This window comes from Actinoplanes sp. NPDC051633 (assembly GCF_040681735.1).
Taxonomy (GTDB): domain Bacteria; phylum Actinomycetota; class Actinomycetes; order Mycobacteriales; family Micromonosporaceae; genus Actinoplanes.
Genome location: NZ_JBFAZH010000212.1, coordinates 1 through 8,728 on the forward strand (window position 1 = coordinate 1; position 8,728 = coordinate 8,728).

Below are 8,728 nucleotides of genomic sequence, written 5' to 3' on the forward strand. Positions count from 1 at the left end.
ATTGTGATTAATTCAATTGATTTAGAAACTGGGAAAAAATATCAAAGCAATAAAAAACAAAGAGAGTTCGTAAAACAAAAAAATGATGACCGCAGGCCGTCGTCGAACGAGGGAAGACCGTCGGGCTTGTCGCCCGCGGCAGCGGCGTAGACGTCGGCGACGAAGGCAGTGAAGCAGTCCAGGTAACCCTGCGGGTGGCCGACCGGGACGATGTTGTAACGGGCGGCGTCGCCGGTGGAGGACTCGGCGCCGCGGTGCACGACGGCGTTCTGCTCCCGCCCACCCACCCACAGCGAGTCGGGCAGTTCCTGGTCGAACTGCAGGGACGCCTGCGCGCCGTCGAGGGAGAACCACAACCGGTTCTTCCGTCCGGGCGAGACCTGGCTGACCACGAGGGCGCCTATCGCTCCCCGGTCGGTCTCGAACAGGACCGTCGCGGCATCCTCGGTGTCCGGCTGCGGCCGATCGGCGCTGCGCGGGACGGTCGTCAGCCGGGCGACCAGGCGGGTGATGCGGTGCCCGGTGGTGAACTCGACGACGTCACACCAGTGCACGCCGATGTCGCCGAAGGCGCGGGAGCCACCGCCGAGGGCCGCGTCGACCCGCCAGTTGTGGTCCTCCGGGCGGGACAGCCAGTCCTGCAGGTACGACCCGTGCACCAGGCGCAGAGCCCCCACGTCGCCGCGGCGCACGCGACCGCGGGCGTCGCGCACCGTGGGATAGAACCGGTACACGAACGGCACCGCCGTGACGACCGAGGCCGCGCCCGCCAGGTCGGCAAGTCTGCGGGCGTTGTCCACGTCCGTGGAGAGCGGCTTCTCGCAGATCACGTGCTTTCCGGCGGCCATCGCCCGCTCGGCCAGCGGCGCGTGCAGGTGATTGGGGGTGCAGATGTGCACGACGTCGATGTCCGGAGCGTCGATCAGCTCCTCCGCCGACGACGCCGCCCGCTCTGCCAGCAGCCGGGTAGCCGCGGCCGACGCCGACCCCGCGTCTCGGTCAGCAACAGCGGCGAGGACACCGCCGGCCGCCCGCACCGCGCGCGCATGGACCCCGCCGATGAAGCCGGCGCCGACAATGCCGGATCGAGGACGATCTGCCATTGGGCATCTCCCCTATGATCAAAAGTGACGGGGGTCACACTTGATGTAACACCCTTTCGGCGCAGGGCGCAGCTTGGACGGCGCTCGGGAGCAGAGATCTTATTGATCTCCAAATTGTCTAAGAATTGACGGCATCAATTTCGGATCACGCAGCCGAGCACGCGAGGGCCCGGCTTAGGTCCGGCCGCGATCAGTGTCTTCATCTCGCCATAGCGCAGCGACGCGATTGACTTCCTGGAGATCAATCGCGCTGACATCGGCTAAGGAGTACCCCCAATCTAATAGACTCTTTTGGATAGCAACATAAGCAAGTACGGTCGCATTCAGGGAAGGCTGAGCGACCTGATGCACTGGCAGCCACACCGCGAGGGGCGGAGCGTCTCGCCGTCTCGCCGTCACTCTCTCGTCGCCGACCGGCTCTAGCCCTGGGTCAGTTGAAGCCTCCGTGCCCTCAGTGCGATCAAAGGAGATCGACATGTGCCAAGGTCATGGTGACGCCGCCACCGCGTCGCATGAGGAGGTGGCGCCACTGCTCGGGCGGCGCGGCTTCCTCCGCACCGCCGCAGCCGGGGTCGCGGCCGCCGGCGCGACCGGCTGGCTCGCAACCGATGCGGTCGCTGCCAACGCCCGGTCCGGCGGTTCCGGCCACCACAGGGTTCCGCCGGAGCGGATCAGCATCCAGCTCTACACGCTGCGCAACCTGCTGGCGATCGATTTCGAAGGCACCCTGGCCGCTCTCGCCGAGATCGGCTATCGCCGGGTGGAGACCGCCGGTTTCGGCACCCGCACCGTCACCGAGTTCAAGGCCGCGCTGGACGCGGTAGGCATCTGGGCGAGCTCGAATCACGTGGGCATCCCGCAGCCCTTCGACGCCGCCGCCTGGAGCACCTCCCTGGCGAACGCTCAGGTGCTCGAGTCGCGTTACGTCGTGCACCCCGCGTTCGGGATCAACTTCGGCACCGGCGTGGTGGTGCGGGACCGGGCGACCTGGGCCGCGTTCGCGCGCGACCTCAACCGGGCCGGCCGGATGGCTCAAGCCGCCGGGCTACGGCTCGGATATCACAACCACAACTGGGAGTTCTTCCGGCTCACCGACGACCCGTCGCGGACCGCGTTCGACGTGCTGATCGAAGAGACCGACCCGCGCCTTGTGCACTTCGAGCTGGACCTCTTCTGGGTGACCCGGGGAGCCCGTGACCCGGTGGACCTGCTGCGACGGCTGCGTGGTCGGGTGCGCCAGTACCACGTCAAGGACATGAACCAGGCCGGCAGCTTCGAAGACCCGGGACAGGGCCTGCTCGACTTCCCGCGGATCTTCCGCACCCATCAGGTCGAGGAGTACATCGTCGAGCGGGACGACGCCGGCAGCACGCCGCGCACCCCCCAGGACGCGCTCGTCACCGCCCGCGTCGGCTACCAGTTCCTGCGCACGGTCCGTTTCTGACCTCGCGCTCCCGACCTCCAGCACGTACTGACGTCTCGCCGAGGAGATCCGTCATGAGAAGGACCATGCCCCTGTTGGCGTGCGGGCTTCTGGCGGTAACCGGCGCCATGGCGGCACCCGCCGCCGCGGCCCCGGCCACCGAAGCGCAACCACCCGAATCCCGATTCCAGAAGGTCGTACTCAACGACCGGCCCGGCGAGCCGATGAGTCTCGCCGTCCTGCCGGACCTGCGGGTGCTGCACACCGCACGCACAGGCGAGGTACGCATCCACAACCCCCGCACCGGCCTGAATACGCTCGCCGCCGAGGTGCCGGTCTACCAGCACGACGAGGAGGGCCTGCAAGGGATCGCGATCGACCCTAACTTCTCCAGCAACCGCTGGGTCTACCTGTACTACTCGCCGGAGCTGGACACGCCGGAGGACAACCCGGCGACGCCCGAGGTCAACGAGGGCGACGCGCCGGCCGAGGGCACCGAGGCGGACTGGGAGCGGTTCCGCGGGGTTCTGCGGCTCTCCCGGTTCAAGCTGGTCGGCGATGAGCTCGACCTGGGCACCGAGCAGCAGATCATCGACGTGCCGGTGGACCGCGGCATCTGTTGCCACGTCGGCGGACAGATCGACTTCGACGGCCGGGGCAACCTGTTCCTGTCCACCGGCGACGACACCAACCCGTTCTTCTCCGACGGATACGTCCCGCTGGACGACCGGCCCGGGCGCAACCCGGCGTTCGACGCCCGGCGCAGCTCCGCGAACACCAACGACCTGCGCGGCAAGCTGCTGCGGATCCGGGTCGGCGAAGACGGCGGCTACACCGTGCCGCGTGGCAACATGTTCCGCCCCGGCACCCCGCAGACCAGGCCGGAGATCTACGCGATGGGGCTGCGCAACCCGTTCCGGTTCGCGGTCAACCGCACCAACGGCGACGTGTACATGGCCGACTACTCCCCCGACTCCCCCGAGGCGAACCCGGCGCGCGGGCCGGCCGGCCACGGCCGGTGGATGATCATTCGTCGACCGGGCAACTACGGCTGGCCGTTCTGCGTCACCCCCGACATGCCGTACATCGACTACGACTTCGAGACCGGCGGTTCCGGGGAGCCGTTCAACTGCCAGGCGCCGGTGAACGACTCGCGGCTGAACACCGGGCGGCGCGTGCTGCCGGCGGTGGTGCAGTCGGAGGTCTGGTACAGCTACCCCGAGGCGGACGCAGGGCTGTTCCCGGAGCTTTTCCAGAACATGGGCGGTGACGGCATCGCGCCGATGGCCGGCCCGGCGTACCAGTTCGACCGTCGCAGCCCGTCCCGGGTGAAGTGGCCGCAGTACTACCACGGCGTGCCGCTGTTCTACGAGTGGTCCCGGGACTACATCAAGGAGTTCCGGCTGAACCGGCCGAACGGGAGGACGCTGGCAGACATCCGGCACGTGCCGGTACCGGTGGACAACCCGATGGACATGGAGTTCGGCCCCGACGGCGCGCTCTACGTGCTGGAGTACGGCGACGGTTTCTTCGCCGAGAACCCGGAGGCGCAGCTGGCGCGGATCGACTACGTCCGCGGCAACTACACGCCGGTCCCGGTGGTGACGGCCGACGTCACCCAGGGCCTGGCACCGGTGACCGTCAACTTCTCCAGCGCGGGGACGGCGGACCCGGACGGCGACCCGATCGCGTACGCGTGGGACTTCAACGCGGACGGCGTGGTGGACTCCACCGAACAGAACCCGACGTACACCTACACCGAGAACGGCGTCTTCGACGCGACGCTGCGGGTGACCGACCGCACCGGTCGCACTGCTGCGGCGTCGGTGTCGATCATCGTCGGGAACGTCGCGCCGGTGGTTGAGCTGACCACCTCCCCGGCGCCCGGTGAGCCGTTCGCGTTCGGCCAGGTCGTGACCTTCACGGTGACGATCACCGACGACACGCCGGTGGACTGCTCGACCGTCTCGGTGGCCTACATCCTCGGTCACGACCAGCACGGTCACCCGCTGAACTCCACCGCCGGGTGCAGCGGGTCGATCCAGACCTTCGTGGACTCCGGCCACGCCGGGGCAGGCAACCTGAGGGCCGTGTTCGTCGCGTCCTACACCGACGCTCCGACCGACCCGGACGTGCCTCCGTTGACGTCAGACGACGAGGTGGTACTCACGCCGACTACTCCGTGATCACCTGACGCAAGGGCGCCGTCCCCGCCGTGTGGGGCGGCGCCCTCCCACGTCCAGCTCCCAGCCGACGGACAACACGTCGAGCGTTGCGGTGTGACCGGCCGCGGCGGCTGCGTCAGAGGGCGTCGGCGAGGTGCGTGATGTCGTCACGTTCGTGCGGTGGCGCAGGCCGGTGGAAATGCTCCCGAATCGTGACGGCTTCACCGCACCGCACAGCGGCGTCGTCCCGGTCACCTGCGACGAACGCGAGACGTCCAAGCCCCTCGAGGGCGGACGCGGTCACGGCCGGTTCGCCGAGCCGGCGACCCAGCTCCAGCGCTTCCGAGTACCGGGCTCGGGCCGCGGCAGTGTCACCGTCGGCTTCATCGCACCGCCCCAACCCGACCAACGCGACCCCTTCAAAGACGGGCGTGGCAAGTTCGATGAACCCGTCCACTGCGACCGTGTAGTGCCCCCTGGCTTCGTCCCAGTCTCCGTCGACGTGAGCGAGCAGGCCGTACCCGTACCCAGCAAGAACCTCTCCGGCGCCGTCACCGACCTCGCGGGACGCGGCCGCTCCTTCGTCGAACAACCGCCTCGCAGTTTCGTAGTCACCCACGTGCACCTTCGCGATCGCCAGGTCCGCAAGCGCCCACTGGGCGGTGTTCCACAACCCGGCACCCCGCGCCACATCGATCGCTTCCTCCAGGACGGGCGCCCCTTCTGCGTACCGGCCGAACTGCCGCAGCGCCCACCCGAGGTGGTACAGGGTCGCCGACAGCCCCCACGAGTCGTCGAGCTGCCGGAAAGCAGAGGCAGTGGTGCGGCCGATACGGACGGCGGCGTCGGCGTCGCCGGTCTTCGCTGCGGTCTCCATCCGGACGAACCCGATGACAGCAGGCCCCCACGGGTCACCGTCGTGGTCGAACTGCTCCTCCGCCGCCACGAGCAGCGCCTGTGACCGGTCCGGTTCCGCACCGGTGACCCCTTCGACAGCGAGGAGGACTCGGGACAGGGCCGCGTGCCAAGCGTCGCCGAGCTCTTCGAACAGAGCCAGGCTTTCCGCCGCAGCTTCGGCGCACCGGGGGTTGGGGTGGACGAGGCAGCCGCGGGGTCGTTCGACTATCGAGATCGCCTGCAGCGCGAGCGCCCGCGCTGCCGGGGACCCCTCGTCGCCGGCAACCAGCCGCGACAGCACCTGGCGGCCTTCGAGATGACGGCCGAGGTGCCAGAACATCCCGAGGGAACCGGCCATCCTCAACGCTCCGTCCCGGTCGCCGTCCGGGCCGCTCAGGAACGCCAGAGCGGCACGAATGTTGGGTTGCTCGTCACGCAACCACCGCAGCGTCTGTCGTTGCTCATGCCCACGCAACGCAACTTCGGCGTGCTCGACGATGTCCCGGAAGTACGCGGCGTGACGTCGCGCCACCTCGACCGCCTGCCCGGACGCCTCAAGCTGTTCGGCGGCGTACTGACGCAACGTCTCCAACATCCGGTACCTGGTGGTGGGGCCGGGTTCGGCGCCGACCATGGACCGTTCGACGAGCCGGCCGATGGTGTCGAGGACCGCACCGGGAGGTGCCCCTTCGTCTGCGACGACATTCTCAGCCGACATCAGCGTCCAACCACCCTGGAACACCGATAGCCGGTCGAAGACCAGTTGCTCGGTCTCGGAGAGCAGCTGGTAGCTCCAGTCGACGGTGGCGCGCAACGTCCGCTGCCGTGCTTCAGCGGTACGGACACCGGAGGTGAGCAGGGTGAACCGGTTCGCCAGTCGTTGGGACACCTCGGTCGGCGAGAGCGTCGACACCCGGGCGGCGGCGAGCTCGAGGGCGAGCGGGATGCCGTCGAGGGACCGCGTGATGGCACCGATCGCGGTCAGGTCGTCGGCACCGAGCAACAACCCGGAGCGCACGGCGCGGGCGCGTTCAGCGAAGAGCTGCGCCGCCGGGTAGGCGAGCACGTCACCTGGCGAAATGTCCTCTGGTGGGGTTTGCAACGGGCCGACGGTCACCTGCACCTCGTCGGGAATGGCGAGCGCTTCGCGACTGGTCGCCATGACGGTGATGCCGGGACAGCGGCCGAGGATGTCGTCGGCGAGGGCGGCTACGGCGTCAACGACGTGCTCGCAGTTGTCGAGCAACAGCAACATGCGGCGCCGAGCCAGGAACGAGATGAGCCGGTCGCGCAGGTCGCGGGTGGCGCCGGCGCCATCCATCGGCATGCCGACGGCGTCGGCGACCGCGACCGGCACCTGATCGGAGCTGTTCACCGACGCGAGCCGTACCCCGAACGCACCGTCCGGGTACTTCGCCGACGTTCTGACGACGGTGGTGAGCGCCAGGGACGTCTTTCCGGCGCCGCCAGAGCCAACCAAGGTCAGCAGCCGTACGCCGCCGAGGAGCTCGACGATGGAGTCCAGCTGGGCGTCGCGGCCGATCAGAGGGCGGACCACGGTGGGCAGGTTCGTCGGCGACGTCCGGTCCTCGTCCGCGCGGGACCGGTGCGCCGGCATCGTGACGGGAACAGTCGTCGGCCCGGTCGCCTGAGCGGTCGCTGCTGCTGCGGTTGGGGCTGCTGCGGGGGCGGGGACCATGTCCTGCTTGGCGCCGAGGGCGTCGTCCTGGCGCAGCACCCGCTGGTGCAACGAGCGCAGCGACACCGAGGGTTCAAGGCCGAGGGACTCGTCGAGGACGTCCCGGGTGCGGCTGTACACGTCGAGGGCGTCGGCTTGTCGGCCGCTGCGGTACAACGCCACCATCAACAGCCCGGCGAGCGATTCCAAGGTCGGGTCGTCAGCGACGACTGGTTCGAGGTCGCCGACGACTTCCCCATGCCGGCCGAGCGCCAGTGCGACCTGAGCGCGTTCCGTCATCGCAGCCAACCGGAGCTCGGTGAGGCGGGCGGCTTCGGCGGTGGCCCACTGCTCGGCCGCGAAGTCACTGAGCGGGTCGCCACGCCACAACGCGAGCGCGTCGTCATAAGCCTGCACGTGAATTGGTCCGACGCCGCCGTTATCAGCTGCGTTCGCGGCGCCCGTGCGTGCCGCCCTGACACGGTCCGCGAACTCGTGCGCGTCCACCGTCGAGGAGTCGATGGTCGCGCGGTACCCGACCCCTTCGCGAGTGACGACGTCACCGACCCCCATGGTCTTCAGGGCGCGGCGCAGCTTGGAGACCCGGATCTGCAGCGCGTTCATCGGGTCGACCGGCAACGTCGACGCCGACCACAACCGGTCCACGAGCATCGTGGCCGGGATGGTGCGGCCAGGGCTGAGGAGCAGCTGGGCGAGCAGAGCACGTTCAGCGGTGCCGGGCAGCTTCACGGGCGCACCGTCGACACAGACCTCCATCGGCCCGAGCAGCCGGTACCGCACGTCGTTCACCGCTGTTCCCATCCGCGAGCCCTCCATCATCGTCCTCCGACGGTAGGGCGATGAGCAAGCCTCGGGACGGCACTCCGAAACACCCGCAGCGTCACATGACAGCGAGTGTGTCACTGGGCTGAGCACGGAGCTGGGCAGCGACCCAGGCAGCGTCGTGGTGGACAAAACCGAGCAGCGCTGACCCGCGGGTGTGCTGCCACGGCAACCCGATGAACGCCAGGCCTCGCGCGGCGCTGATGCCGCGTTCGTGGCGCGGGTGGCCCTGCGCGTCGAACGCCGCGGGGACGTCGACCCAGGAGTAGTCGGCGCGGAAACCGGTCGCCCACACCACCGTCGAGGTTCGGACCGCGTGTCCGTTCTCAAACCTGACCTCGTTGCCGGCGATTGAGACAACCCGTGGCCGGATCTTCACCCCAGCCCGTCGCAGCCGCCGAAGAGGGGTGCCGATGACCAGGTCGCCGCGGGCACGCATGCGACGCGCCAGCCGTGACTCCGCGGTCTTGGTGATCAGACCCGTCCGGGTCAGCCACCAGAACAGGTCCCGGCCCAAGAATCGCTGCGGTAGTTGCAGCGATTTGGCTCCCACAGCCAGGGTCACGTCGTGGGTGGCGGCGAGCTCCTCCGCGATCTGTCGTCCGGAGTTGCCGGCCCC

4 protein-coding genes and 2 pseudogenes are annotated in these 8,728 nt (G+C 68.8%); 3 read left to right on the plus strand and 3 right to left on the minus strand.

Translation table 11 applies throughout. The features are described from left to right. The first annotated feature begins 3 nt into the window (after positions 1 to 3). Positions 4 to 150, plus strand: a complete 147-nt coding sequence (locus tag AB0M20_RS14675) for a hypothetical protein (RefSeq protein WP_364298195.1) — start codon at positions 4 to 6, stop codon at positions 148 to 150. Here AB0M20_RS14675 and AB0M20_RS14680 read toward each other — a convergent pair. After that, a pseudogene (locus AB0M20_RS14680) lies at positions 150 to 1,103 on the minus strand (Gfo/Idh/MocA family oxidoreductase); the annotation flags it as partial. The gene AB0M20_RS14675 and the pseudogene AB0M20_RS14680 sit on opposite strands and share 1 nt — an antisense overlap. Before the next feature lie 475 nt (positions 1,104 to 1,578). Here AB0M20_RS14680 and AB0M20_RS14685 point away from each other — a divergent pair. Next, on the plus strand, positions 1,579 to 2,547 hold the full coding sequence (locus AB0M20_RS14685) for a sugar phosphate isomerase/epimerase (RefSeq protein WP_364298189.1): 969 nt from the start codon (positions 1,579 to 1,581) through the stop codon (positions 2,545 to 2,547). Between the two features lie 53 nt (positions 2,548 to 2,600). Then, positions 2,601 to 4,712 carry a PQQ-dependent sugar dehydrogenase gene (locus AB0M20_RS14690; RefSeq protein ID WP_364298191.1) on the plus strand — a complete coding sequence of 704 codons (2,112 nt, stop codon included), beginning with the start codon at positions 2,601 to 2,603 and terminating at the stop codon, positions 4,710 to 4,712. Positions 4,713 to 4,827: 115 nt separating this feature from the next. On the opposite strand, the gene AB0M20_RS14695 is transcribed toward AB0M20_RS14690, so the two are convergent. After that, positions 4,828 to 8,088: a BTAD domain-containing putative transcriptional regulator gene (locus AB0M20_RS14695; protein WP_364298193.1), complete on the minus strand. Its 3,261-nt coding sequence runs from the start codon at positions 8,086 to 8,088 to the stop codon at positions 4,828 to 4,830. A 79-nt stretch (positions 8,089 to 8,167) separates the two neighbouring features. Next, positions 8,168 to 8,728: pseudogene (locus AB0M20_RS14700) on the minus strand (hypothetical protein); the annotation flags it as partial.

What these genes read in the sequence shown, in the direction of transcription:
- AB0M20_RS14685 (WP_364298189.1), top strand. Translation starts at nt 1,579, where the DNA reads ATGTGCCAAGGTCATGGTGACGCCGCCACCGCGTCGCATGAGGAGGTG.
- AB0M20_RS14690 (WP_364298191.1), top strand. Translation starts at nt 2,601, where the DNA reads ATGAGAAGGACCATGCCCCTGTTGGCGTGCGGGCTTCTGGCGGTAACC.
- AB0M20_RS14695 (WP_364298193.1), bottom strand. Translation starts at nt 8,088, where the DNA reads ATGGGAACAGCGGTGAACGACGTGCGGTACCGGCTGCTCGGGCCGATG.